The organism is Streptomyces gilvosporeus (genome assembly GCF_002082195.1).
In the GTDB taxonomy this organism is placed as follows: Bacteria; Actinomycetota; Actinomycetes; order Streptomycetales; family Streptomycetaceae; genus Streptomyces; species Streptomyces gilvosporeus.
This window is the reverse complement of sequence record NZ_CP020569.1, coordinates 4,302,752-4,324,058: the sequence shown is the minus strand read 5'-3', so window position 1 is coordinate 4,324,058 and position 21,307 is coordinate 4,302,752. Positions and strand designations below refer to the sequence as shown.

General features: G+C 69.7%; 30 protein-coding genes and 1 pseudogene. 6 read left to right on the top strand and 25 right to left on the bottom strand.

Going from position 1 to position 21,307, the window contains the following annotated elements; genetic code table 11:
• The first annotated feature begins 173 nt into the window (after window positions 1-173).
• The 4 genes from B1H19_RS19150 to B1H19_RS19135 all read left to right on the top strand — a co-directional run bounded on the left by B1H19_RS19150 (window position 174) and on the right by B1H19_RS19135 (window position 4,838).
• A complete protein-coding gene (locus B1H19_RS19150; RefSeq protein WP_083105874.1) occupies window positions 174-1,187 on the top strand; it encodes a polyprenyl synthetase family protein in 1,014 nt (337 codons plus the stop codon).
• A gap of 304 nt (window positions 1,188-1,491) precedes the next feature.
• On the top strand, window positions 1,492-2,763 hold the full coding sequence (locus B1H19_RS19145; RefSeq protein WP_083105873.1) for a LolA family protein: 1,272 nt from the start codon (window positions 1,492-1,494) through the stop codon (window positions 2,761-2,763).
• A 127-nt stretch (window positions 2,764-2,890) separates the two neighbouring features.
• Window positions 2,891-3,940 carry an ABC transporter ATP-binding protein gene (locus B1H19_RS19140; RefSeq protein ID WP_083105872.1) on the top strand — a complete coding sequence of 350 codons (1,050 nt, stop codon included), beginning with the start codon at window positions 2,891-2,893 and terminating at the stop codon, window positions 3,938-3,940.
• Window positions 3,927-4,838 carry an ABC transporter permease gene (locus tag B1H19_RS19135; RefSeq protein WP_083105871.1) on the top strand — a complete coding sequence of 304 codons (912 nt, stop codon included), beginning with the start codon at window positions 3,927-3,929 and terminating at the stop codon, window positions 4,836-4,838. Before B1H19_RS19140 ends, B1H19_RS19135 begins: the two co-directional genes overlap by 14 nt.
• Here B1H19_RS19135 and B1H19_RS19130 read toward each other — a convergent pair.
• From B1H19_RS19130 to B1H19_RS38710, 11 genes and pseudogenes are all read right to left on the bottom strand, one after another.
• Window positions 4,828-5,481, bottom strand: a pseudogene (locus B1H19_RS19130) (EamA family transporter); the annotation flags it as partial. The gene B1H19_RS19135 and the pseudogene B1H19_RS19130 overlap by 11 nt on opposite strands.
• A gap of 365 nt (window positions 5,482-5,846) precedes the next feature.
• Window positions 5,847-6,164: a MazG-like family protein gene (locus tag B1H19_RS19125; protein WP_083105870.1), complete on the bottom strand. Its 318-nt coding sequence runs from the start codon at window positions 6,162-6,164 to the stop codon at window positions 5,847-5,849.
• Window positions 6,165-6,238: 74 nt separating this feature from the next.
• Window positions 6,239-7,063, bottom strand: coding sequence for an endonuclease/exonuclease/phosphatase family protein (locus B1H19_RS19120; RefSeq protein WP_237289399.1), 825 nt, complete (start codon window positions 7,061-7,063; stop codon window positions 6,239-6,241).
• Entirely contained in the window at window positions 7,060-7,689 is a 630-nt protein-coding gene (gene tmk, locus B1H19_RS19115) for a dTMP kinase (RefSeq protein WP_083105869.1), read from the bottom strand. The genes B1H19_RS19120 and tmk overlap by 4 nt, the downstream gene beginning before the upstream one ends.
• Window positions 7,686-8,792: a radical SAM protein gene (locus tag B1H19_RS19110; protein WP_083105868.1), complete on the bottom strand. Its 1,107-nt coding sequence runs from the start codon at window positions 8,790-8,792 to the stop codon at window positions 7,686-7,688. Before B1H19_RS19110 ends, tmk begins: the two co-directional genes overlap by 4 nt.
• A 226-nt stretch (window positions 8,793-9,018) precedes the next feature.
• A complete protein-coding gene (locus B1H19_RS38725) occupies window positions 9,019-9,159 on the bottom strand; it encodes a hypothetical protein (RefSeq protein ID WP_159028087.1) in 141 nt (46 codons plus the stop codon).
• A 72-nt stretch (window positions 9,160-9,231) separates the two neighbouring features.
• Window positions 9,232-9,408, bottom strand: coding sequence for a hypothetical protein (locus B1H19_RS38720; protein WP_159028086.1), 177 nt, complete (start codon window positions 9,406-9,408; stop codon window positions 9,232-9,234).
• On the bottom strand, window positions 9,405-9,782 hold the full coding sequence (locus B1H19_RS38715; protein ID WP_159028085.1) for a hypothetical protein: 378 nt from the start codon (window positions 9,780-9,782) through the stop codon (window positions 9,405-9,407). The genes B1H19_RS38720 and B1H19_RS38715 overlap by 4 nt, the downstream gene beginning before the upstream one ends.
• 83 nt (window positions 9,783-9,865) lie before the next feature.
• A complete protein-coding gene (locus B1H19_RS19105) occupies window positions 9,866-10,390 on the bottom strand; it encodes a DUF6624 domain-containing protein (protein WP_159028084.1) in 525 nt (174 codons plus the stop codon).
• Between the two features lie 146 nt (window positions 10,391-10,536).
• Entirely contained in the window at window positions 10,537-10,935 is a 399-nt protein-coding gene (locus tag B1H19_RS19100; RefSeq protein WP_083105866.1) for a hypothetical protein, read from the bottom strand.
• Window positions 10,932-11,087 carry a hypothetical protein gene (locus tag B1H19_RS38710; protein ID WP_159028083.1) on the bottom strand — a complete coding sequence of 52 codons (156 nt, stop codon included), beginning with the start codon at window positions 11,085-11,087 and terminating at the stop codon, window positions 10,932-10,934. The genes B1H19_RS19100 and B1H19_RS38710 overlap by 4 nt, the downstream gene beginning before the upstream one ends.
• Before the next feature lie 240 nt (window positions 11,088-11,327).
• On the opposite strand from B1H19_RS38710, the gene B1H19_RS19095 reads away from it, so the two are divergent.
• Window positions 11,328-12,212 carry a helix-turn-helix domain-containing protein gene (locus tag B1H19_RS19095; RefSeq protein ID WP_083105865.1) on the top strand — a complete coding sequence of 295 codons (885 nt, stop codon included), beginning with the start codon at window positions 11,328-11,330 and terminating at the stop codon, window positions 12,210-12,212.
• Window positions 12,199-12,408 (top strand): DUF397 domain-containing protein, encoded by a 210-nt coding sequence (locus B1H19_RS19090; RefSeq protein WP_083105864.1) that lies wholly within the window; start codon window positions 12,199-12,201, stop codon window positions 12,406-12,408. Before B1H19_RS19095 ends, B1H19_RS19090 begins: the two co-directional genes overlap by 14 nt.
• Window positions 12,409-12,503: 95 nt before the next feature.
• Here B1H19_RS19090 and B1H19_RS19085 read toward each other — a convergent pair whose 3' ends face one another.
• From B1H19_RS19085 to B1H19_RS19025, 14 genes are all read right to left on the bottom strand, one after another.
• Complete coding sequence (locus tag B1H19_RS19085) at window positions 12,504-12,755, bottom strand: hypothetical protein (protein WP_083105863.1); 252 nt, start codon at window positions 12,753-12,755, stop codon at window positions 12,504-12,506.
• The gene (locus tag B1H19_RS19080) at window positions 12,752-13,045 is read right to left on the bottom strand and encodes a hypothetical protein (protein WP_237289396.1); all 294 of its coding nucleotides are present in this window, start codon (window positions 13,043-13,045) and stop codon (window positions 12,752-12,754) included. Before B1H19_RS19080 ends, B1H19_RS19085 begins: the two co-directional genes overlap by 4 nt.
• A 19-nt stretch (window positions 13,046-13,064) precedes the next feature.
• Window positions 13,065-13,904 carry a hypothetical protein gene (locus B1H19_RS19075; protein WP_083105862.1) on the bottom strand — a complete coding sequence of 280 codons (840 nt, stop codon included), beginning with the start codon at window positions 13,902-13,904 and terminating at the stop codon, window positions 13,065-13,067.
• Window positions 13,904-15,004, bottom strand: a complete 1,101-nt coding sequence (locus B1H19_RS19070; RefSeq protein WP_083105861.1) for a hypothetical protein — start codon at window positions 15,002-15,004, stop codon at window positions 13,904-13,906. The genes B1H19_RS19075 and B1H19_RS19070 overlap by 1 nt, the downstream gene beginning before the upstream one ends.
• Before the next feature lie 17 nt (window positions 15,005-15,021).
• A complete protein-coding gene (locus tag B1H19_RS19065) occupies window positions 15,022-15,927 on the bottom strand; it encodes a phage distal tail protein (protein ID WP_083105860.1) in 906 nt (301 codons plus the stop codon).
• Window positions 15,928-15,932: 5 nt separating this feature from the next.
• Window positions 15,933-18,281, bottom strand: a complete 2,349-nt coding sequence (locus B1H19_RS19060) for a phage tail protein (protein ID WP_159028082.1) — start codon at window positions 18,279-18,281, stop codon at window positions 15,933-15,935.
• Window positions 18,282-18,384: 103 nt separating this feature from the next.
• Window positions 18,385-18,543, bottom strand: a complete 159-nt coding sequence (locus tag B1H19_RS38705) for a hypothetical protein (protein ID WP_159028081.1) — start codon at window positions 18,541-18,543, stop codon at window positions 18,385-18,387.
• A 44-nt stretch (window positions 18,544-18,587) separates the two neighbouring features.
• Window positions 18,588-19,022, bottom strand: coding sequence for a hypothetical protein (locus tag B1H19_RS19055; protein WP_083105858.1), 435 nt, complete (start codon window positions 19,020-19,022; stop codon window positions 18,588-18,590).
• Window positions 19,019-19,510 (bottom strand): phage tail tube protein, encoded by a 492-nt coding sequence (locus tag B1H19_RS19050; RefSeq protein WP_083105857.1) that lies wholly within the window; start codon window positions 19,508-19,510, stop codon window positions 19,019-19,021. Before B1H19_RS19050 ends, B1H19_RS19055 begins: the two co-directional genes overlap by 4 nt.
• Before the next feature lie 29 nt (window positions 19,511-19,539).
• Entirely contained in the window at window positions 19,540-19,977 is a 438-nt protein-coding gene (locus B1H19_RS37985; protein ID WP_107426052.1) for a minor capsid protein, read from the bottom strand.
• Entirely contained in the window at window positions 19,970-20,323 is a 354-nt protein-coding gene (locus B1H19_RS19040; protein ID WP_083105855.1) for a hypothetical protein, read from the bottom strand. Before B1H19_RS19040 ends, B1H19_RS37985 begins: the two co-directional genes overlap by 8 nt.
• Complete coding sequence (locus B1H19_RS19035; RefSeq protein ID WP_237289394.1) at window positions 20,320-20,643, bottom strand: hypothetical protein; 324 nt, start codon at window positions 20,641-20,643, stop codon at window positions 20,320-20,322. Before B1H19_RS19035 ends, B1H19_RS19040 begins: the two co-directional genes overlap by 4 nt.
• Window positions 20,637-21,041 carry a hypothetical protein gene (locus tag B1H19_RS19030; protein WP_083105854.1) on the bottom strand — a complete coding sequence of 135 codons (405 nt, stop codon included), beginning with the start codon at window positions 21,039-21,041 and terminating at the stop codon, window positions 20,637-20,639. Before B1H19_RS19030 ends, B1H19_RS19035 begins: the two co-directional genes overlap by 7 nt.
• A 4-nt stretch (window positions 21,042-21,045) precedes the next feature.
• The gene (locus B1H19_RS19025; protein ID WP_083105853.1) at window positions 21,046-21,306 is read right to left on the bottom strand and encodes a hypothetical protein; all 261 of its coding nucleotides are present in this window, start codon (window positions 21,304-21,306) and stop codon (window positions 21,046-21,048) included.
• Window position 21,307 lies beyond the last annotated feature (1 nt).

Below are 21,307 nucleotides of genomic sequence, written 5' to 3'. Positions count from 1 at the left end.
TGCCACATAAAGGGAGATGTCGAACATAACGCCCGATGGGCCGGTGTGCTGGCCGGGTGGTTCGAGGGGCGGGCGCTCACGGTGATCGAACTGCGACCGGATACGCTGGCCAGTGGTGGAGACAGCGACAGATCGACATTCCGTTTGATCGTCAGCAGACAGGAGTACCCCTCGTGACCGTCGTCGAGCCTTTTGGGCTGAGCGTGCGGGACCAGGCACTTGAGGCCGATGTCCAGGCCGGGTTGGCGGCTGTCGAGGAGGGCCTGCTGGAGGCCACCAAAAGCGACGTGCCGTTCATCACCGAGGCCGCGCAGCATCTGGTGCGCGCCGGGGGCAAGCGGTTCCGGCCGCTGCTGGTGATGCTGGCCGCGCAGTTCGGCGACACGTACAGCCCCGGTGTGGTGCCGTCGGCGGTGGTCGTGGAGCTGACGCATCTGGCGACGCTCTACCACGACGACGTGATGGACGAGGCGGATGTGCGCCGCGGTGTGGCCAGCGCCAACGCCCGCTGGGGCAACTCCGTTGCCGTACTGACCGGCGACTTCCTCTTCGCCCGCGCCTCGCACATCCTGGCCGACCTCGGGCCCGACGCGGTCCGCATCCAGGCCGAGGCGTTCGAACGCCTGGTGACCGGCCAGATCCTGGAGACCGCCGGACCGCGCGACGGCCAGGACCCGATCGACCACTACCTGGACGTCCTGGCGGGCAAGACCGGCTCGCTGGTCGCCGTGGCCTGCCGCTTCGGCGCGATGATGTCCGGCGCGCAGGAGTCGGTCGTCAACATCCTCACCCAGTACGGCGAGCGGCTCGGCACCGCCTTCCAGCTGGCCGACGATGTGCTGGACATCGCCAGCGACTCCCACGAGTCCGGCAAGACGCCGGGTACGGACCTGCGCGAGGGCATCGCGACGCTGCCGGTGCTGCATCTGCGCGCGCTGGCCGAGGGCGAATCCGGTACGGCCGAGGACCGCGCGCTGTGCGAGCTGCTGGCCGGCGATCTGACCGACGACGCCCGCCACGCCGAGGCGCTCACCAAGCTGCGCGCCCACCCCGCGCTGGAGCAGGCCCGCCGCGACACCGTGCGCTACGCCGAGCAGGCCCGCGCGCTGCTGGCACCGCTGCCGCAGTGCCCGGCCAAGGCGGCGCTGGAGGGCCTGTGCGACGCGGTGGTGCACCGGGCCGGCTGAGTCCGGGCGTGACCGCCCCTCGGTATGACGCTCCGTGATGCAGGGACCGTCACCCAGGTGTCTCCCCGGTGTCTGCGGGTCCTCCCTAAGGGTTCGATCAGCCTCCCGTAGTACATGAGCCGCCGTTCGGTGACCGGATGTCATCCCTCAGCAGTACGGGAAGTTGGACCCGCGGGGTGACGCCATGTCCGCGCCGGTTTGGTGGGATGGGGAGTACCACAACACGGCGGACGGGCCACAATGTGCCCTCAGGGGTGGACGAGTGCATCGCGCGGAAGCCGCCGTACACGACGGAGGTAGGCACATGCCACGGAACGAACCGACCGAGGTCACCGAAGGATGGGGCGGGGGGCGCTCAGGGCGCCGTAAGGCGGTGCGGTACGCCGTACCGGTCGCGGTGGCGGGGGTGGCGGCGGCCACGATCGGGCTGGTCCCGGCGTTCGCCGGCTCCGGTTCTCCCGACCTGCCGAAGATCTCGGCGCAGGACCTGATAGCGAAAATCGCCAAGTCCGATGTCCAGCAGCTGTCCGGCACGGTCCGGGTCACCACCGACCTCGGGCTGCCGTCCCTGCCCGGCGGCGGCGCCGGAGCCTTCGGCGGAGCGGGCCACGGCGACGGCCCGAAGGGCAAGGACGGCGCGACCGCGTCCCCGCAGAACAAGCTGATGGAGCTGGCGTCCGGTGCGCACACGCTGCGCGTCGCCGCCGACGGGCCCACCAAGCAGCGGGTGTCGATCGTCGACGAGGCCGCCGAATACAGCATCATCCACAACGGCAACCAGGTCTGGGCGTACGACAGCGGCACCAACACCGCCGTCCACAGCACCGCCGCCGAGCACGGCAAGGGCGCCCGGTGGCACCACGAGCGCAAGGACGCGCCCAAGGACCTGCCCAAGGGCCTGAAGAACGCCACCCCGCAGGACCTCGCCCAGCAGGCCCTGAAGGCGGCCGGCGACACCACCTCGGTCACGGTCGACGGCACGGCGCGGGTCGCCGGGCGGGACGCCTACCAGCTCCTGATCAAGCCCAAGCAGTCCGCCTCGACGATCGGCTCGATCCGGATCGCCGTGGACGCCGCCAAGGGCGTGCCGCTGAAGTTCACCCTGACGCCCAAGAGCGGGGGAGCGGCCGCGATCGACGTCGGCTACACCGCCGTCGACTTCGCCAAGCCCGCCGCCGGCTCCTTCACCTTCACCCCGCCCAAGGGCGCCAAGGTCGTCGACGCCGACAAGGAGCGCGCGAAGGCCGCACGCCAGCACGGCAAGGACTTCAAGGACCGCAAGGGCCTGGAGGACTTCAAGGACCGGGGCGGGCTGAACGTCATCGGCAAGGGCTGGACGTCCATCGCCACGATCAAGGGCTCCGGCTCCGGCCTGCCCACCGGCAAGGGCCACGGCGCCGCCGGTGACGCGGGCACGTTCCTGGACGGCATCGGTGAGAAGGTGACCGGTTCCTTCGGCTCCGGCCGGGTCTTCAGCACCCGTCTGGTCAACGCCCTGATCACCGACCACGGCACGGTCTACGTCGGTGCCGTCGACAAGCAGGCCCTGATCGACGCGGCCAACGCCGCCAAGTAACGGGCCACGGGAGCACCAAGGGTCTCGCCGCGCCTCCCGTCCGGGGGCGCGGCGCGGCCCACAGCCGTTCCACCGCCCACCGCCCAGTACACGCCCGTTCCGCACGCCATGAGTTGGGGAGCCGCCCATGCCATCGCCACTCGCCGCGGGCCCGCGGCGCGCGATCCCGGACGACGGGGAGCGGGTGATCGAGACCCGGGGGCTGACCAAGACCTACCGCGGCGGCCAGCTCGCCGTCGACGGCCTCGATCTCGCCGTACCGCGCGGCAGCGTCTTCGGTTTCCTCGGCCCCAACGGCTCCGGCAAGACCACCACCATCCGGATGCTGATGGGGCTGATCGAGCCGACCGCCGGCAGCGCACGGGTCCTGGGCGAGCCCATGCCCGGCGCGGGACGGCGGGTGCTGCCCAGGGTCGGCGCCCTGATCGAGGGACCGGCGCTCTACGGCTTCCTCAGCGGCCGCGGCAATCTGCTGCGCTTCGACGCGGCCGACCCGACCGCCGATCCGCGCACCCGCGCCGAGCGGGTCGGGCAGGCCCTGGAGCGGGTGGGGCTGGCGGCCGCGGCCGGCAAGAAGGCGCGGGCCTACTCCCTGGGCATGAAGCAGCGTCTGGGGCTGGCCGCGGCCCTGCTCCAGCCGCGTGAGCTGCTGGTTCTGGATGAGCCGACCAACGGCCTCGACCCGCAGGGCATGCGGGAGATCCGGGCCCTGGTCCGCGAGCTGGCGGCGGACGGCACCACGGTCTTCCTCTCCTCGCACCTCCTCGACGAGATCGAACAGGTCTGCACCCATGCCGCGGTGATGGCCCGCGGCCGGCTGGTCGTCCAGGGCACGGTCGCCGATCTGTCCGCCACCGTCCTCGGCTCGTCCGGCGGCGGGCGGCTGACGGTGACGACCCCGGATACGGCGGATGCGGCCCGCGTCCTCAAGGAGCACGGGGTGACCGACCTCGACGTCACCGGCGACCGGGTCACCGGCCACCTGCCCGCCCCGGCTGCCGCCGATCGGCCCTCCGCCGCCCCGCCCGTCGCCGACGGCCCCTCGCTCGATCTGGCCGATCTCAATGCCGCGCTCGTCCGGGCCGGCGTCCGGGTCCGCGGTTTCGGCACCGCGCGGGCCTCGCTGGAGGACGTCTTCGTGCAGCTGACCGGGGAGGGTTTCGATGTCGCAGGCTGAGGCACCGGAGAGCGAGGCACCGGGGCCGGACGGTCCCCCGCGCCGCCTCCCGCGGCGGTGGTCGCTGGGACTGCTGCGCAGCGAGATCGGCACGACCTTCCTGCGCTGGCGCACCCTCGCGCTGCTGGCGGTGCTCGCGGGCGTACCGGTCCTGGTCGGCATCGCCGTGAAGATCGAGACCGGCCGCGGCGGCGCGTCGGGCGGGTCCGGCGGTGGCGGGGAGGGCGGCCCGGCCTTCATCTCCCAGGTCACCAACAACGGGCTGTTCCTGGTCTTCACCTCGCTGGCCGTGACGCTGCCGTTCTTCCTCCCGATGGCCATCGGCGTGATCGCGGGGGACTCCCTCGCGGGCGAGGCCAACGCCGGGACGCTGCGCTATCTCCTCGTCGCCCCCGCGGGCCGCACCCGCCTGCTGCTGGTCAAATACGCCACGACGCTGACGTTCTGCCTGGTGGCGACGTTGGTGGTGGCGTTCTCGGCGCTGGCGACCGGTGCCCTGCTCTTCCCGCTGGGCAAGGTCACGCTGCTCTCCGGCACCTCGATATCCCTCGGCGAGGGACTGCTGCGCGCGCTGGCCATCGCCTGTGTGGTGGCGCTCTCCCTGACCGGCCTGGCCGCCGTCGGCCTGTTCCTGTCGACGCTCACCACCAGCGGTGTCGCGGCGATGGCGACCACGGTCGGTCTGCTGATCACCGTGCAGATCCTGGACACCATCCCGCAGCTGCACGCCATCCAGCCGTATCTCTTCCCGCACTACTGGCTGTCCTTCGCGGACCTGCTGCGCGACCCCGTCTACTGGGACCAGTTGCAGAAGGACCTGGGCCTTCAGGCGCTGTATGTGGCGGTGTTCGGCTCGGCGGCGTGGGCGCGGTTCACCACGCGCGACATCACTGCGTGACGCACGGGGTGTCGGCGCCCTGGGCGGCGGCCTCGCCCGCTCGGGCACCGGCGGCCGCGAGGGCGGTCCGCGCCCGGCGCGCCGTACGCAGTGCGTCCCAGGTCAGGAGGCACAGGGCCAGCCAGACCAGGACGAAGCCGGTCCAGCGCTCGGGCGGCATCTGTTCGTGGAAGACGGTCAGGCCGAGGAGGAACTGAAAGGTCGGCGCCAGATACTGCATCATCCCGATCGTCACCAGCGGCAGCCGCATCGCCGAGGCCCCGAAGCAGATCAGCGGCACCGCGGTGGCGACTCCGCAGCCCGCGAGCAGCAGTGCCTGCCCCGGGCCGCCGGTGACGAACGCGGACTGGCCGCGGGCGCCCAGGTAGAGCAGAAACCCCAGCGCGGGCAGCAGCTGGATCGCCGTCTCGGCGCTGAAGCCCTCGATGCCGTCGAGCTTGATGCCCTTCTTGGCCAGGCCGTAGGTCGCGAACGAGAAGGCCAGGCCCAGCGCGATCCACGGCATCCGGCCGTAGGCGAGGGTCATCACCACGACGGCGACGGCCCCGATGGCCACCGCCGCCCACTGGAGCGGCCGCAGCCGCTCGCGCAGCACCAGCACGCCGAACGCGATGCTCACCAGCGGGTTGATGAAGTAGCCCAATGGCTACTTCCGTAAAGGCTGTGCTTTAGAGGAGTACCCCAGCGGTAACTCCCCTAAAGGACACTCAGGCATCTTCGCAGGTCAGAGGGTGCCCGGGGGTAGGACTACGGCCCCGGCGTCGCTTCACAGCGGCGACCGGGGCCGTATTTCCCTACTCCGCATCGCTCATGCGAAGGAACGAACAGAGCGGGTCGATCAAGGTACTACCCGGCGGTAGGCGCACGGAACCGCACATTCTATCGGGGTGATCGTTCTTCACCAGAAAATCACATGGGTGTGATTTCTGACTCGTTGGTCGGTTTCCGCAGGTCAGCGACCTACCGGGGTAACACGAGTCGGGGCGGGTCGGGGCCGGGGGCCGTTGATCAGCCGCTGAGGGACCGCTCGGCGACGTGGGCGAGGCGTTCCGCGAATACCTTGTCGGCGTCCGGGGTGATCGTCTTCAGGGCGACCATGCTTGTCAGGATGACGTCGCAGAGTTCTTTCTCTACGTCCTGCCATGTGTGGCTGTTGCCCTTGCGCGGATTCGATCCGCTCACACCGTGGATGGCCTCGGCGACCTCGCCGGCCTCTTCGGTGATTTTCAGGACGCGTAGCACCCGGGCGAGGTCGGGCGACACGCCGCTTTCAGTGTCGAGCCATTCGACGAGTCGGCCGACGGTGTCCCATGCGGTGTCTTCCATGCGTGCGCTGCTCCGGAGAAATGGCGAGCGCCCGGGAAGCCTTTCCCGGGCGCTCGCGGTGGCTTCTGTGGGGCCTAGAACAGGGGGTCGGTCTCGGGCCCCGGTGTGGTCGTTGGGTCGGAGACTAGCAACGGGGCGACGGGGGTTACGGCGAGTTGCAGGGATAGGGCGGAATGGTCGGTGAGGCGGTCGGTGCGTGGCTCGTGTACGTACGAGCATGCGGCGACCTGGTCGCCGAGCGTGCCCGAGGTGAATGCGTGGTCGTAGCGGTAGCCGTCGCCCGTTCGGCCAACCCACGAGTATTCGTCGGCCGTTGGGTGCAGCAGGCGGAACGCGTCGCGGTACCCGGCCTCGCCGAGCCATGTGTAGAACGCGTACTCGAAGGGTTGAAAGAATCGGTAGTGCGGTTGGTGGGTGGGTTCGAGCACGTTGAAGTCGCCGAGGATGAGCCGTGCGGCCGGCGCGGTGCCGGGTGGGATGGCGGCGCGGCAGGCGTCGAGGAATCGGCGCTTGCGTTCGATCTTGGCCGGGGTGGCGTCGCGTGAGGGGACGTACAGGCCGATGACGTCGAGTGTGCCGTGCTCGGTCTTGACCGTGATGGCCGGTGCCCGGTGCGGCAGGTAGCTGACGGCGTCGTGAGGCGGGGGCCCGATGTGCGGCAGTTTGCTGACGATCATCGCGCCGCGCTCGCCTGGTGGGGGCTCGTCGAATTCGACTGAGTAGCCGGCGGCGGTGAAGCGTTCGGCAAGCAGGCGGCAGCCCTTGCTCGCTACGGTCTCGGTCAGTACGAGTACGTGCTCGGGGCGCGTGGCGAGCCACGCGAGTTGACGTTCGGCCCGTTCGTAGCTCGGGTTGTTCAGGTTGAACGTCAGTACGCCGAGCGGCTCGGGTGTGGTCACGGGGTGCCCCCGGTGCGTAGTGCGGTGACTGTGGCTGCGATGGTACGGGCGAGCTCGGTCGGGGTGGCGTGCGTGGCGTCCAGGACCAGGGTTCGGATGCCGGCCGCGGTCAAGTGGTTCGCGGCGTCGACGTAGAACTCGGCCTCGGCTTTACTGCTGCCGGGCATGCGCTCGTACCTGCTGTGCGCCCCGCGGGCAGCGAGGCGGCCGTCGAGGGCCTCGGGGTGCGCGGTGAGGATCACGGACAGGTCGGGGCGGTCGGCGTGGCGGTTGATCTCCCATACGGTGTCGATGGTCAGTCCGTCGATGCGTTGCAGGACGAGCGACGAGGCGATGTACCGGTCGCAGATGACGACGGCGCCGCGGGCGAGGGCCGGCCGAATCTCTGTGGCGAGGTGCAGGTGCCGGTCGGCGGCGATCAGGTGGGCCATGGGTAAGCCGCTGTAGGTGTCGGTCCCATGGCGGGCGAGGTTGCCGAGTGTGGTGTCGGTCGGTTCGCGGGTGGCCAGCACGGGGCGGTCGAGGGTGGTGAGCTGCTCGGCGAGGGCGGCCGTTACCGTGGATTTCCCGACGCCGCCGGGACCGTCCAGGGTGACGAACACGCCGTCGTGGTGGGTGTCGGTCATGCGGTGGCCACCGGGAGCAGGGGCCGGCCGGAGGGGGTGACCGGGCAGAGGGCTGTGTCTACGGTGCCGATACGTTCGCCGGCGGCGACGACTGCGGCAGGGCAGCCCTTGCCGCAGTCGCCGGAGAGGGAGCACGAGCGGCACGTGCTGTTGTCGCCGAGGGTGTAGCGGTCGTGGAACTTGTAGGCGTCGAGGCGTTCGGCGAGGTCGGCGTCGCGGAAGATGTTGCCGACGATGAACTCGGTGTCGGTGTGCTGCGACTGGGGGGTGCGGGCGGCGAAGACGAGGTACGGGCAGACGGTCACCTCGCCGGGGGTGAAAACGTAGATGATGTTGCCGGCCTCGCAGCCGGCGAGGGGTTTGCCCTCGGTGTTGGGGAATCGGATGTGCACCATGTCGAGGTCGTCGTCGTCGAAACGCGCCGTCAGGTCGTAGATGCGGCGCATGTGCTCGTCGGGGCTGGCGAGCTTGCGCTGCGCCTTCACGCCGCGGCCCATGCTCGACAGTGGGTTCATGAGCACGTAGCGGGCGCCCTGCTCTTTGGCGAACTCGCAGAGCTGTGCGTACTCGGCATCTTCGGCGAGGCTGTTGGGGGTGCACAGCAGCCCTTGCAGGACGCCGGCCGCGGCGAACTTCTTGACGGTCTCGACGGTGGTGAAGAACGAGTTGCGGTTCCCGCGGAACTTGCCGTGTGAGTTGGCGGCGAATCCGTCGAGGCTGACGTTCATGTGCACGCCGCGTTCGGCAAGGGCGGTGATCTGCTCGTCGGTGGTGATTGTGGCGTTCGTGCAGATGCCGACGCTCATACCGGCGTCGCGGAAGGTGTCGACGACGTCGAGCAGGTCGGGGTGTGCGAAGGGTTCGCCGCCGGTCAGGGTGACGCGGGTAACTCGGGCTGCGGCGAGGCGTGGTGCGACCTTGTCGCGGATTTCGGCGAGGGGGATGGTGTCGCCGTAGTCGCCGGCGCTGACGAAGCAGTGCGCGCACTTGAGGTTGCATCGCTCGGTGATCTGTACCAGGGCTTTGCGGTGCGGGTACGTGACTGAGGTACGGAAGTAGCACGAGGCGGTTTGTGTGTCGCTGACGATGTTGCGTGCGCTCATGGCCTTGACCTCGATTCGGGTTCGAAGGTGGCGCGGAGTGCGGCGCCGTTGGGTTGGCAGTCGCGGCAGCGAGTGACGAGCCTTTCCGAACTGCCTGGTCTTGATGCGCTCGATCTGTTGCAGGTGGTGCAGATTCGGACAGGGGCTTTGGTCGGGGCCTTGGGTGCCCGCCCGGACGTCCTTGCCGGGCGCCGGGCGGGCACCTATGGCGTGGGGTGGCTAGTCCCTAGCCCTTGTTGTTCTTCTTGTCCTGCTTTGCTGCCTCGCGCCTTTCTGCGCGGTTCCCGGTCGGATTCGCGGTGATCGTCACCTGCTTCACCCTCGGGGAGTGCATCGAGTCGCCGACGGGTGCGGGCTTCTTTCCCATGTTGTTTCGCTTTCTGGTTGTTGCTGGTTTCTTGCCTGCCCGCTCCGGCTGCTTGCCCTGGTTAAGGGGGCGCTACCGGGCGGGAGTCTTGGGGGTGTTGACCTGCGGCTTTGCGTGGATCCGGTCGCGCATTTTGGCGAGTAGGTCGCGCTTTTCGTTGCGCTGCCGGATCACCTCGACGTCGTCCGCGTGGCAATGGGCGTCGTTCCGCCCGTTGCTCCGCGGCTTTCTCGGGTTCCGCTTACTCATGCCGGAATTTCTTCGGAGAGGGGGAATTCGTCGTCGATTCCGATCGACCGCACGTAATCGACGTAGTAGGGGCGGATGAGGCGGACCTCGTGGCCGTCGAGGAGCTCGGCGCGGGCGAGCACGTGTGCGGGCAGGGGGCCGCGGCGGTGGATCACGTGCCCGGGGCGGGGGCCGCGATGTGGGGGCATCCCCGGCGGGGCCGCGCTCCCGGGGCGGGGGCCGCGGTGGTAGGGCATCCCCGGCGGGATCACGGGGCCCATGGGTGGGGGTGGCGGCGGGCAGAGCCAGTTGCGGGCGCGTTGCCGTGCGGTGCGCAGGGCTCGGCGTAGCGGCTCTCCTAACCAGATGTAGAGCAGGGAGGTAAGGTCGCGCATGCGTTGTCAGTCCTTGTGATCGCTGGTGGCGTGTTTTGCCTCGGCGGTCGGTGGCTCGGCTGCCGAGGCTCATAGGCGGGTGGTCAGTTGTGGGTCCGCGCCGCAGTGTCGTAGTCCGCGAGGGGGCCGAGGCCGACCTCGGCGCGGCGGGTGTTGAGCGTGTCGGGGTCGATGACGTCCCATCGTGTGAAGCCGCGGCCGTCGTGTCTGTCGACGTAGTGCGTCCCGTAGAGCTGGGGAGTTTCCAGCCGCAGCAGAATCCGGTCTGTCAGATAGGCGAGGTGTTGCGGGTTGGCCTCGCCGCGGCCGACGGCGTCGCCGATCACGCCAAGTGCTTGAATCTGGACGTCTGGCTGAGAGCGCAGGGTGAGCAGCAATGCGGCGTCGCTGGCCTGTTCACCGACAAGGGAAGGTGCGGGCCAACCGTGCTCGCTCATGATCCGCCGGAGGGCCGCGGAGTTGTCGGCGTCGACGATGTCGATCAGTTCGGGGTCGGGGCTGACCTTGCCGCCGTACTCCCGGAATCCTTGGGCGTACCGGGACTCGGCCATTCGGCGCAGCAGCTCGTCGGCGAGTTGGGGCTGCTGTGGTTGTCCGGGGTCAGGCACGGCGCTTCCTCAAGTCTTTGTGGTGGGTGGTGCCCGCACCCCTGCCGGGGGAAGCCGAAGGGGGGAGCCTCGACGTGTCGACCGCGGCAGGGGCGCGGGGGTGCGGGGGCCGCAGACCTAGGGGACGACCCGCGGCCGGGCAGTCTTCAGAGCTCCCCCGTACGGCTGTCCTCGACGATGTCGAGCAGGGAGTCGAGGAGCCGCGCCCAGTGGCGCATGCCGGCGACATCGCACAGGTAGTCATCCGTGAGGCTCGTCGCGTGCATCCCCCGAGCGCGCTTGAGTTCGAGGGTGACGTGCCCGCGCTCGGGTCCGCTCATCCCCCTGAGCCGGTTCTCGACGAGGGGGACGAGCACGGCGGTGTGTACGCGCAGCTTGGCCAACAGCCGCCGCAACTGTTCCAGCGTGGAACACGGCTGATACGTCCAAACGTCGACGTCCTCGCGGCCAGCATCTACGACCACCTCGGCGACGTGTTCGTGGAGAACCTCGGCGACCGTCCGCCGCATCGTGGTCAGGTCGATCGACAGAATCGGCTCGCTCACGTCGTCCGCCCCTTGCCATGCAGCAACGCAAAGTGCCTGTTCACCTGCTCGGCCAACTCCTCTTGCTTGCGATTGAGTTCGTCGGCCGGGCTCGGCTGCTCGCCACCGTCCTGGTGGTGCCCCTGCTGCTCGGGGGGTGTCGTATCGCTCATGGCTTGCACCTCCAGCGTCCCGAGCGCGCAGCAGCAACTACCTGTGGTCGCTGCGGAGTTGAACGTCCTTACGCCCGGCAGACATTCAGAGTGCCCGCAGAATGGGCAGCGTGCAAGACTACATTTCGTTGATTCGATTGGTAGTTATCGAACGGTTGACGCTCCATTGCGAAGTGAACCAACAGACCACTACATTCCGGGTGTTGGGAGTGCTACAGAATGGATAGGGAGGGGGCAGCCATGGAGGGACCGACAGGCTCGACCGTGCCGAGGCGGCAGCTTGGGCGATACCTGCGCGACCTGCGAGGGCAGGCGCGGCTGACGGTCAGGGCGGCAGCGCGCAAGCTCGAATGGTCCGAACCGAAGATCTGGCGTATCGAGACCGGGCAGACCTCGCTGCGAAGTCTCGACGTCAAGGCGATGTGCGAGGTCTACGGTGCGCCCTCAGACCTCACAGAGGCACTCATGGGCCTTGCCAAGGAAACCAAAGCGCGCGGCTGGTGGCACTCGTACGGGGACGTCATCCCCGAGGGGTTCGATCTCTTCATCGGACTCGAAGAGGCAGCGTCTCAGGTCTCGTGGTACGAGAGTGAGCTCGTGCCGGGACTCTTGCAGACGCCGGACTACGCGCGCACCATCATGCGCGCCGACAACCCTCACGAGGATGACAGCGAGATCGACCGCCGGGTGTTCTTGCGGATCGAGCGTCAAAGCCTGCTGACCCGCGTGACGGATCCGCCAACGCTGCACGTCGTGCTCAATGAGGCCGTGTTGAGGCGGCCGGTGGGCGGGCACCATGTGATGGCAGGACAGCTCTACCATCTGAAAGAGGTCTCTGAGCTGCCCAACGTCAGGCTCAGGGTGGTGCCGTTCGCGGCTGGGCTGCACTGGGGTGTCATGTCGGGGCCGTTCGGCATCCTTCGATTCCCGGTAAACAGCGATGGGCGCGACACTGAGCCGCCCACTGTCTACGCGGACGGCTTCACCGGCGATCTGTACTTGGACAAGCCGAAAGAGGTCGAACGTTATGACGCGGCATTCAAAGACATCTGGGAAAAATCGCTAAATGAGCAGGCATCACAGCGCCTGATCTCCGACGTGGCAGGGAGTTATGAACAGGGTTGATCTGGCGGACGCGGCATGGTTCAAGTCCAGCTATAGCAATGGTCAGTCGGCCTGCATCGAGGTGGCCGACCTCGGCAGCGAGGTTGCGCTGCGCGACAGTAAGCAGAACGGGAACGGCCCAGTCCTGACCAGCCCGGCTGAAGGGTGGCGAGCGTTCATCGCAGGTGTGGTCAACGGCGAGTTCGGCGAGCTGTAAGCACAGTCCACTACGGCCAGCACTGACCGACGCACCAAAGCAGAAAGCGCCCCCTGTACGGCCCGTGCGAGGCCGTACAGGGGGCGCTGTGATGTTCAGTGGGTGATCTCCCATGCAGACAGGGCGAGGGCGGCGAGCGCGACCAGGGCGGCGACGCTGGGCAGTGGCCAGCGTCGTTGCTCGGCCTGGTCGAGGCGGTTGTCGTGCTCGGCGAGGCGGCGGTCGGTCTGGTCGTGGCGTTGGGCGAGCAGGTCGAACCGGCCGTCGAGGCGGGCGAACCCTGCCTCGACGCTGCCGCGGAGTTCGGCGAGTTCGAGTGCGATGTCGGTCGGGTCGGGCCCGGTCACATACTGCCCCCGTCCGCGGGGGCTGGCTTGCGTCCGTCCCCCGTGTTCGTCCCCGTGCCGGTGCCGGTGCTCGGGGCGGGGGCGGCGGTGCGCAGCCACTTGGGCAGCAGCTTCTGCACGGCGTCGAGGGCCATCACACGCGTGAGCCCGGCGGCGACGGCGAGGGCAACGCCGACGCCGGCCGCGGTGCGCGGGATACCGGCGGCGGAGATGATCAGGGGGAGGGCTGCGGCGAGGCCGAGCAGGGTCTGCACGATGGTGCGCGCCATGCGGCGGGCGGTGTCGCTCATGGTTGGGGGGGCCTTCCGGTCAGGCGCTCTTGTCGGTCTTGGTTGTGTCGCCGGTCTCGACGGCGAGGCGCGGGTCGGGCTTGTTCTTGGTGTCGCCGTTCTCGCCGGCGGGGGCGTCGGGCGCCTCGGCCGCGGAGAAGGTGTTACGGCCGTAGCCTGCGAACAGGCGAGTCTCGATGGCCTTGCCCTTCTTGGCGCTGCGGTGCGTGACCTGCCATCCGAGGTAGTCGAGGAATCGCACGCCATGCAGGGGGCGCTCGATGGTGCGGCCGGTCCACTTCCCGGCGGGCACCTCCCACTCGTCGACGGTGACCGGGGCGCCGCCGGCGGGCAGCATCGTGACGCGCACGGCGCCGCCGGCCTCGGCGAAGGTGGACAGCTTGAGCACGGCGACGGCGTTGTGCGCGGGGGCGCCGCCGACCCACGCGTAACGCCACTGGTCCGAGCTGCTCGCCTGCTCGGCGGTCGGGTTGAGGCCGAGGGGGAGCCACGGGCGGCCGAGGAACCGATCCGAGTGCCGGTCGTCCATGACGAGGATGCGGTCGGGCGCGGCGAGGTCGCGCGACCACAGGCGCCACGTCCCCCGGTCTTCCGCCTCGCCCTCGACCGTGAGCGCGTACGACCCATCGAAGCGACGCAGCACGGTCCCGTAAGAGCCGTCGGGCCACTCACCGACGGTGAACGTCGAAAAGTCCTTGCCGGGCGGGATGACGACGAGCTGCCCGCCCTCGGTGATGCGCACGTTGCCCTCGCGGATCTCGTTAAGAGCGGGGCGAGTCTGTGCTCGGCCGGCGAGCTCGCGCACCTGGCGCTCAAGGTTGCGGATGCGGTCGAGCAGGTCGTTTGGAACGGTAGCCATCAGGGGGCAGCCTCCAGTGTGAGGGTTGCGGATTCGCCCTTGTCGCGGGCGGGCGGGGTCACGGTGATGCCGACGACGCGGTGCCGGGTGTCGTAGCCGTCGGGGTGCAGCAGGTCGCGGATGCGCAGGCGGACGGTGCGGCCGATCAGGTCGGGGGTCACGTCCTGGTCGAGGCGGACGGTCACCGCGGGTATCACCTGCGGGCGGCGCGCCGCGGCGGCCTCGGCCCGCGCGTGCTCGTTGAGCGTGGCAGCGTCGTCGACGGACGAGTGATCGCTCGTGCCGTCGAGGCGTGGCCAGCCGTCGGCGAGGGCCTGCTCGTCGACGAGCAGCTCGGACAGCAGCGGCTTACTTGCCGCGGCCTGGTTGTTGTTGTTCGAGGCGCCGCGGGCCTGCCACACGTTGGCGACGGTGGTCGCGTCCTCGGGGTGCTCGTAGGTGAGCACGGGCCCGGGGTAGGCGAGCACGACGTCGGCCTCGCCGCGGACGATGTGGGGATATCCGAGTTCGAGCAGCTTGCGGCGCCGGCCGGTGTCCGGGTCACGGTCGCACCGCACACGCCACTCGAACCCGTTCTCGACGCCGGCGAGCTTGTCGAGCAGTTCCCGGATGGTGGCCTGGTCGTGCTGGCTGTAGCTGCGCGACCGCTTGATGCCCGACAGATGGGTGTCGTACTCGATGCCGATGTCGCCGCCGAGCTGGTTCTGCGCGTAGTCGACGAGGTCGCGTGCGATGTCGAGCTGGTCGACGTTGTCGGCGCTCAGCGAGTCGAACAGCCTGCGATGTTCGAGGTAGGTGTCGAAGGTGCCTGCCTGGATCTCGTACGAGGCGAAACCGCGCTCGTCGACCTTGGGCACCTTCGACCACAAGATCCCGCCCCACCAGATGTCGCGGTCGCGCTCGACCCACAGGGCCGTACGGCCCCCTTGCAGGATCGGGCGGACCCGGTCGGCGATCTCGCGGTTCGGCACGGGCACGGTGGCGCGCAGGCTGCCGGCCTTGCCGATGAAGTCCTCGACGGATACCTCGGTGACGGGCAGCACGTCGAGCAGGGTGTCGGTGCGCAGGTCGCACACGAGCACGCGGTACGCGGGGGTCATGGCTGCTGTTCCCCCTCTCACCAGTGTGCCGAGCGCCAGCGCAGGGCGACGGCGGCGCGCGGGTCGGCGGGAACGGAAGGAGCCGCGCGGAATTCGAGCTCGTTGTCGCCCGGGTCGAGCGTGAACGTCTGCTCGGGCCAACTGGCGAGCGACGCGTCGGTGAGCAGGCTCTCGCCGTCGGGCAGCGTGGCCGTGCCCGCGAAGGTGTCGACGGTGAGCTGCTCGCCCGGTTCGAGGGCGACGCGGTATTCGAGCCGTCGGCCCGTGGTGCGGTTGATCAGGGCCGGCGTGTCGACCGGCCCGCGGAAGATGACGACAGGGTGCGTCGGCGCCTTGCCGAGGTTGTAGGCGGTCACGTTGCCCGTGCTCGCCGGGACGCCCCGCGGGCGGCCGGTGTCGGGGTGGGTGTGCCATGGCAGGCACGGCTCGGGCAGCCCGGTCTCGGCGTGCTGCACGGCGGGGGTGTAGCGGCGGGGGTCGGTGGCCTCCCATTCGAGGGCGGCGCCGGTCACGGTGCCGATGGCGTAGGCAGGCTCGACCGGCACATCGCGATTGGTGACCCGTGCCCATGCCAGCAGGGGGCCGCGGTCGTCGAGGTGGACGAGCAGCGGCTGCTCGTCGATCGCGAGCGGCGTACCGTCGTTGAGTGCCTCGACCACGGCACCGAACCGGTACGCCTCGGCCCGCACGATCACCTCGTCGAGGCCGATCGTGCGTGTCTGTGCGAGCAGGCGCCCCAGGTGCGCGCCGTGGTCGCCGGAGCGCGGCACGTTCCCGGAGTCCTGCGGCGGGAGGGTCTCCCACCCCTTGAGCTTCCGCCACTGGTAGGGGGTGCCGGCGCCGAGCAGCAGTTCGCCGTAGCGGATCTGTCCGGGCACCATCCCCTCGGCCATACCGGCGACGTCGATGGTCGTTCGGTCCATGCGGGTTAACCCCTCGCTTTCATGCGCCAGTTGAGGGCCGCGGCCGTTTGATCCGGGCTCGTGCCTGCGGCGTTGTGGAAGTTCTCGATATGCAGCAGCGGGCCCGTGCGCCCGTAGGCGCTGCTGCCGTAGCCGGCCGCGCCCGCGGCGCCGGGTATCGCGGGGATGGCGGGGACGGGGACGAGTCGGCGCATGGCGCCCTCGACCGCGCCTTGCCCGGAGGTGATGCCGCGGGCGACGCCGGCCGGGATCCAACGGCCCACGTCACGCGCCATGACGCGGCTCGGTGACGCGATCCCGAGGGCTTTCGCGATCGGGCCGGGGATCAAGTCCTTTGCCCACGAGGTGAGCGTCGAGCGCAGCCATGAGCCCATGGACTGGATGCCGTTCATCAAGCCGCGCACAACGTCGCGGCCTGCGTTGACCAGCAGCGATCCGAGGTTGCCGAGCGCGCTCATCAGCTGACCGGGCAGGCTGCGCATCCACGCGACCGCCTCGCCTGCCTTGGCGATCACGCCGGCTTTGAAGCGGTCAAAGGCGTTGACGGCGGCGGTCCACAGTTGGCCGGCGAGCGGGGCGAGTGCGCTCATGGCGCGCCCGGGAAGCCCCTGGATCCACTGAACGGCCGTGTTGATGCCGTTCATCACCCATACGCCGAGCTTGATGAACAGCCCCTGAAGGAAACTCCCGACGTTGGCGACGAGGGCCTTTGCCTGGTTCCAGGCGCCGGAGAAGTCCCCGCGCAGCAGCGAGGTAAGGATCTTCAGAACCGGGATGACAACCATGGTGATCTGCTTCGCGAGCGCCCCCGCAAGTACGGCTGCGAGCTTCCCGATCAGGCCAATGATCGGCGTCAGGATCGGCATCAGCGGCCGGAGGATCTGCCCGACGAGCTGCCCGAGCTGCGTGAGCAACGGGGCGAGCGCCACCATGACTTGCCCGAACGCCTGCCCAATCGTGGCGAGGGCCGGCGCGAGGGCGGCGACCAACTGCGTCAGGACCGGGAAAACGGCCTGCGCCAGCGTGGTCAGGATGCCCGCAACCGGCGTGATGATCGTGGGCAGTTGGGCCAGGACCGGCGCCAACATCGACATCAGCGCCTGCCCGAGCTTCTGTACGACGGGCGCGAGCTGAGCGAAGACCTGCCCGACCGCCGTAAGAATCGGGGTGAGCGCGGGCAGTAGGGACGCTGCGAGCTGCCCGATCATCGGCAGCAGCGGCGACACGGCGGTGACGAGCTTGCCGAGCGCGCCGGCCGCGGCGCCGAGCACGGGCCCCAGCGCGGCGACGATCGGCTGCAACGCGCCGCCGAGCGCGGTGATCAGGGTTTGCAGCGGCGGGCCGAGCTGCGCGAGCGCGGGCCCGAGCGCGCCGGCGAGCTGCGAGATCAGCGGGGCGAGTGCCCCCATGAGCGTGGAGAGCACGGGGCCGCCGGCTTGCGCGAGCTGCCCGATCAACTGCCCGAGCGCGGGCAGGATCTGCGATATCCCGCCGAACAGGCCCGAGAGTCCCTGTGCGGCGCCCTGCGCGCCGGACGTGAGTCCCTGGAAGAACCCTGCCAGCCCGGCCCCAACCGAGGTCAGGCCGCTGCCTATCGCCTTGATCACCGGCGTTGCGGCACCAACGGCCTGCGCGAGCGCCGGCGCGAGTTGCCGCACCATGCCGAGCACGCTGTCGGCAACTACGCCGATCTGCGGGGCGACCGCAGAGAAGGCTTTCTGCAAGCTCGGCGCGATCTGGTCGAACGTCGACCGTGCCTTGCCCGCGATGCCGACGAGCTGCTGCGAGATCGGCCCGACCATGCCCTGAACGGACTTGACGGCATGGTCTTTCAGGCCCGTAAAGGCATCCTTGACCTGCTGCGACGAGGCCGCAGCCTTGATGCCGATAACGCCGAACACCGCCGGTACCGCAGCGAGCGCACCGCCGGCAGCCAGCGCGCCGCCCGACAGTGCCATCATGGCCACTTTGAGCGCGTTGAGGGTCGGGCCGATGGCGCCCAAGGCGGCGCGCGCACGCCCCGCCCCGCCCTCGACCTCGCGGCCGATCTCGTCGCCGAGACCGCCCACGCTCGCGCGCGCCTCGTCGGCGCCGCTGGCCACTCCGTCAGCGACGGCGTCACCGATCGCCGTGCCCGCGGCGCGGGCCTCGCCCGTGCCGTTGGCCAGACCATCCCCGACCGCGGCGCCGAGGGCGGCCGAGGCGGCGACGAACCGGCCGCGCATATCGCGCAGCCGGCCGTCGGCGGACCGTTGCAGCCCTTGCAGCGCGAGGTCAGCCTGCGCCACGCCGCGGCGGGCGCCGGACGCGTCAAGGTCGATGGTTCCGACGAGCTCGCCAATGGTGAGCGCCATGGCGCAGGCCACCCCACTTATTCAGTTATGTATGCAGTTGTCTGTTCTGTTGTGTGTGCGGTTGTTGTTCTGTTGTGTATTCAGTTGTCGGCGCGCCCGCCGGTCAGGCAGGGGCGCCGGTAAGGGCGGCGATCTCGCGCGGGTCCGTGACCGCGCGCGGCGTGCGCCCCCACAGGCGGGGGAACTTGGCCTGTTCGGGTAGTCCGCCGACCAGGACCAAAAACCGCCGAGTGCTCACGGTGGCGAGCTGCTCGGCGGTCATCCCGTATTCGCGGGCGAGGTCAGCCTCGACCGCTGTCCAGTGGGTCAGGACTGCTTGCCAGAACCGGCCCGAATCGTCGCCGGGGTCGGGCGGGGCGCTTTTCCCTCGTCGCCCTCCCGATCGGCCTCGCGCTCGTCGTACAGCTCGGCCGCCTCGCGCATCGACAGGCACCCGGGCTCACGAGCGTTGGCTGCGGCCCACACCAGCACGACGCCGAGCTGCCGGTCGGTCATCCCGTGTTCCGCCCACTCATCCAGCGCGGCCGGCCCGAACAGGCTGGAGAGCAGGCGCCGGATGTCGTCGGGGTTGTCGGAGTCCTTGACCCGTTCCATTTGCAGGGTGAACAGCAGCGGCAGCGAGGTCGGCAGCACGTACTCGCGCCGGTACAGCCGGAGCACTGCGCCGAACCGCGGCTCGGCATGCTCGGCGAAGAACGCATCGAAGTCGGCGACTTCGTGCTCGGTGGTGTGGTCGGTCATGCGGCATCAGCCTCTCGCGCGCAGATGGGGAACACGGGGACGTAGCGCGGCCGGCCGCACTGAGTGAACGACGCTGTCCACGACGTCTTGTCGTTCGTCTCACCCTCGGACTTGTCCGGCGTGACGGTGGCCTCCCAAATCACCCATGTGTCTTGGGAGTCGTGGCGCCACCTGATCAGGTTCCGGCTGTCGATGCCGAGGCGCTGCCCCCAGTAGCGATCGACGTACGCCTGCCCCTCGACCTGCCGGCCGGTCGTCGGATCGAGGGCGTACTGCCCTTCGAGCTCGATCTGCCCGCCGCGCTGCATAACGTCCTGCTCGAACCATCCCTTCGAGTCGAACGACGTCGTCTCGGCGGTCTCTTCGTTCTCACTGGCGTTGTGTGACCACGAGGTCAGGTTCTCAATCGGCAGCCAACGCTCGTGGCCGGCGTGCGACTGGTCGAGTACCTCGAACGTCCAGCCTCGGGCGTCAATCGGTCGTCCCATGCGGGAACTCCCTTGTCTTCAGTTGATGTTCAGTTGTCGCGGTTCTTGGTCGGCGCCTCGATGTCGAGGCGGTAGTTCGTGACGTGCTCGTGCCGCCCGTTGGCGTCGGTCCCCATCGGGGCGGGGGTGGCGACGGCGGCGGCGAGCACGAGCCAGATACCGCCGGGCAGCTCGGCGCCGGCGAGGCCGTGCAGCGCGTCGTAGATGGCCTCGGCGCGCCGCCGGGAGGTGCGCGGGTCGGTGGTGCCGCGGCAGCGGACTTGCAGGGATCGCTCGTCCCATCCGTTGCGGGCATCGACGGCGCCGGCCCCGTACAGGGACAGGCACACGGCCTCGTCGGGGGCCGGCGGCAGGGTCTCGATGAACGTGTCGCCGCAGATGCCGGTCGCGTCATAGGTGAGCAGGCCGCGCTCGTCGAGGTAGCAGGCGAGCGCGTCGAGGTAGTCGAACGGTTCTCGGTCAGCCACGCAGCGACCGCCGTACCTGCGCCGCGATGATCTCGGCGACCGTGCCCGCGGACTCGGTCAGCGGGTCCTCAAGGTATTTCGCCTTCCGGCCGGCGTCGTGCCGATAGCTGAGCTCTTCGTGCTGCCGGACGGCGTAGACGGTGTCATACGAGACAGCAGCAGTAAGGCTGTGTTCGTCCACGCTGGCCACCCCGGAGCGTTCGAGGGTGCCCTCGTCGATCGGCACCTGCACACGGGACCGGCCGAGCACGTACTCGGCCGCCACCCGCAGGCCGCGCGCCGCCCCTTCCTGCGTGCCGGCGAGCACCTGCTCGCCGTGCCAGCGCAGACGCATGCGCTGTGTCATCCGCACATCACCTCCACTGACGCCGGTACGGGCAGGCCCGGGGCGGTATGGCTCGCGCTGCTGATCGCTGTTGCGGTGCGCCCGTCGGGCAGCGTCACGCGCGATCCGGGCGGGCAATCAAGGCCCGGGGCCGCGATGATCTGAGCGGTCGCGAGCACCTCGCGCCCCTCGGGGTCGCGTACCTGCGTGCGCACGGCGGCGACCAGGGCGGGGATATCCACAACCTGTGGGCCAAACGAGGGACCGTACGCCGTATCTCCGCGATACGGCTCGATGGCGATCCGGTGCCGCAGCAGCCACCCCGGTACACGGGTCACCACGGCAGCACCTCGCCCGGTAGCAGCCCGGCTGTGCGCAGCAGGCGCAGCGCCCGCGGGGCGAGCTCAACACCATTGACCACGGCCGGCGTTGGCGGAACGTTGCTGCGCCCCGACAGGGAGACGGGGCCGATACTGACGCTGTCCCACTGTTCCGCCGTGGTCACGCCATCACTGCCGATGGCGAGCCAGTATTCGACCTGCGCGCACGTCGCCTCGGCGAGCGCGATCTGTACCTCGGCCTCGGTCGGGAACCCGGCGTCGTCGGTGGGGTAGATGGCGGTCAGCAGGGCGGCGTCGATGTCTTGGGATGCGCGGGCGAGCAGCCGCTCGACGTCGGCCGGCGCACACTGGCCGGACCACGCGACGAACTGCTCGGCCGCGGCGTAGATCCGGCCCACGGGCTTACTCCCCCTTGGTGTCGGTGCGCTGCTTGCCGCGGGCGCGCGGCGCAGGCTTGGCCGGCGCAGGGTCCGAGTCGGCCGCGAAACCGATGGGCACCGACTCGGGCTCGGGGACATCCAGCGGCGTGACGGTGTAACCGTGGCGCCGGAAGTACAGCAGCGCCCCCGCCGGCGGGTCCTCGACCAGGGCGCGGCCGGCGGTGAACGCGACGCCGGCGACGATGCCCTCGCGTCCGCAGGGTGCGGTGATCTCGTAACGCACG

Bases quoted from the DNA above. Each gene is read 5' to 3' on its own strand.
- B1H19_RS19050 (WP_083105857.1), bottom strand. From the start codon at position 19,510: ATGGGACGACCGATTGACGCCCGAGGCTGGACGTTCGAGGTACTCGAC.
- B1H19_RS19065 (WP_083105860.1), bottom strand. From the start codon at position 15,927: ATGGACCGAACGACCATCGACGTCGCCGGTATGGCCGAGGGGATGGTG.
- B1H19_RS19095 (WP_083105865.1), top strand. From the start codon at position 11,328: ATGGAGGGACCGACAGGCTCGACCGTGCCGAGGCGGCAGCTTGGGCGA.
- B1H19_RS19140 (WP_083105872.1), top strand. From the start codon at position 2,891: ATGCCATCGCCACTCGCCGCGGGCCCGCGGCGCGCGATCCCGGACGAC.
- B1H19_RS19055 (WP_083105858.1), bottom strand. From the start codon at position 19,022: ATGACCGACCACACCACCGAGCACGAAGTCGCCGACTTCGATGCGTTC.
- B1H19_RS19145 (WP_083105873.1), top strand. From the start codon at position 1,492: ATGCCACGGAACGAACCGACCGAGGTCACCGAAGGATGGGGCGGGGGG.
- tmk (WP_083105869.1), bottom strand. From the start codon at position 7,689: ATGACCGACACCCACCACGACGGCGTGTTCGTCACCCTGGACGGTCCC.
- B1H19_RS19135 (WP_083105871.1), top strand. From the start codon at position 3,927: ATGTCGCAGGCTGAGGCACCGGAGAGCGAGGCACCGGGGCCGGACGGT.
- B1H19_RS38705 (WP_159028081.1), bottom strand. From the start codon at position 18,543: ATGACCGCCGAGCAGCTCGCCACCGTGAGCACTCGGCGGTTTTTGGTC.
- B1H19_RS19090 (WP_083105864.1), top strand. From the start codon at position 12,199: ATGAACAGGGTTGATCTGGCGGACGCGGCATGGTTCAAGTCCAGCTAT.
- B1H19_RS19060 (WP_159028082.1), bottom strand. From the start codon at position 18,281: ATGGCGCTCACCATTGGCGAGCTCGTCGGAACCATCGACCTTGACGCG.
- B1H19_RS38715 (WP_159028085.1), bottom strand. From the start codon at position 9,782: ATGCGCGACCTTACCTCCCTGCTCTACATCTGGTTAGGAGAGCCGCTA.
- B1H19_RS19110 (WP_083105868.1), bottom strand. From the start codon at position 8,792: ATGAGCGCACGCAACATCGTCAGCGACACACAAACCGCCTCGTGCTAC.
- B1H19_RS38725 (WP_159028087.1), bottom strand. From the start codon at position 9,159: ATGGGAAAGAAGCCCGCACCCGTCGGCGACTCGATGCACTCCCCGAGG.
- B1H19_RS38720 (WP_159028086.1), bottom strand. From the start codon at position 9,408: ATGAGTAAGCGGAACCCGAGAAAGCCGCGGAGCAACGGGCGGAACGAC.
- B1H19_RS19080 (WP_237289396.1), bottom strand. From the start codon at position 13,045: ATGAGCGACACCGCCCGCCGCATGGCGCGCACCATCGTGCAGACCCTG.
- B1H19_RS19070 (WP_083105861.1), bottom strand. From the start codon at position 15,004: ATGACCCCCGCGTACCGCGTGCTCGTGTGCGACCTGCGCACCGACACC.
- B1H19_RS38710 (WP_159028083.1), bottom strand. From the start codon at position 11,087: ATGAGCGATACGACACCCCCCGAGCAGCAGGGGCACCACCAGGACGGT.
- B1H19_RS19125 (WP_083105870.1), bottom strand. From the start codon at position 6,164: ATGGAAGACACCGCATGGGACACCGTCGGCCGACTCGTCGAATGGCTC.
- B1H19_RS19040 (WP_083105855.1), bottom strand. From the start codon at position 20,323: ATGACACAGCGCATGCGTCTGCGCTGGCACGGCGAGCAGGTGCTCGCC.
- B1H19_RS19075 (WP_083105862.1), bottom strand. From the start codon at position 13,904: ATGGCTACCGTTCCAAACGACCTGCTCGACCGCATCCGCAACCTTGAG.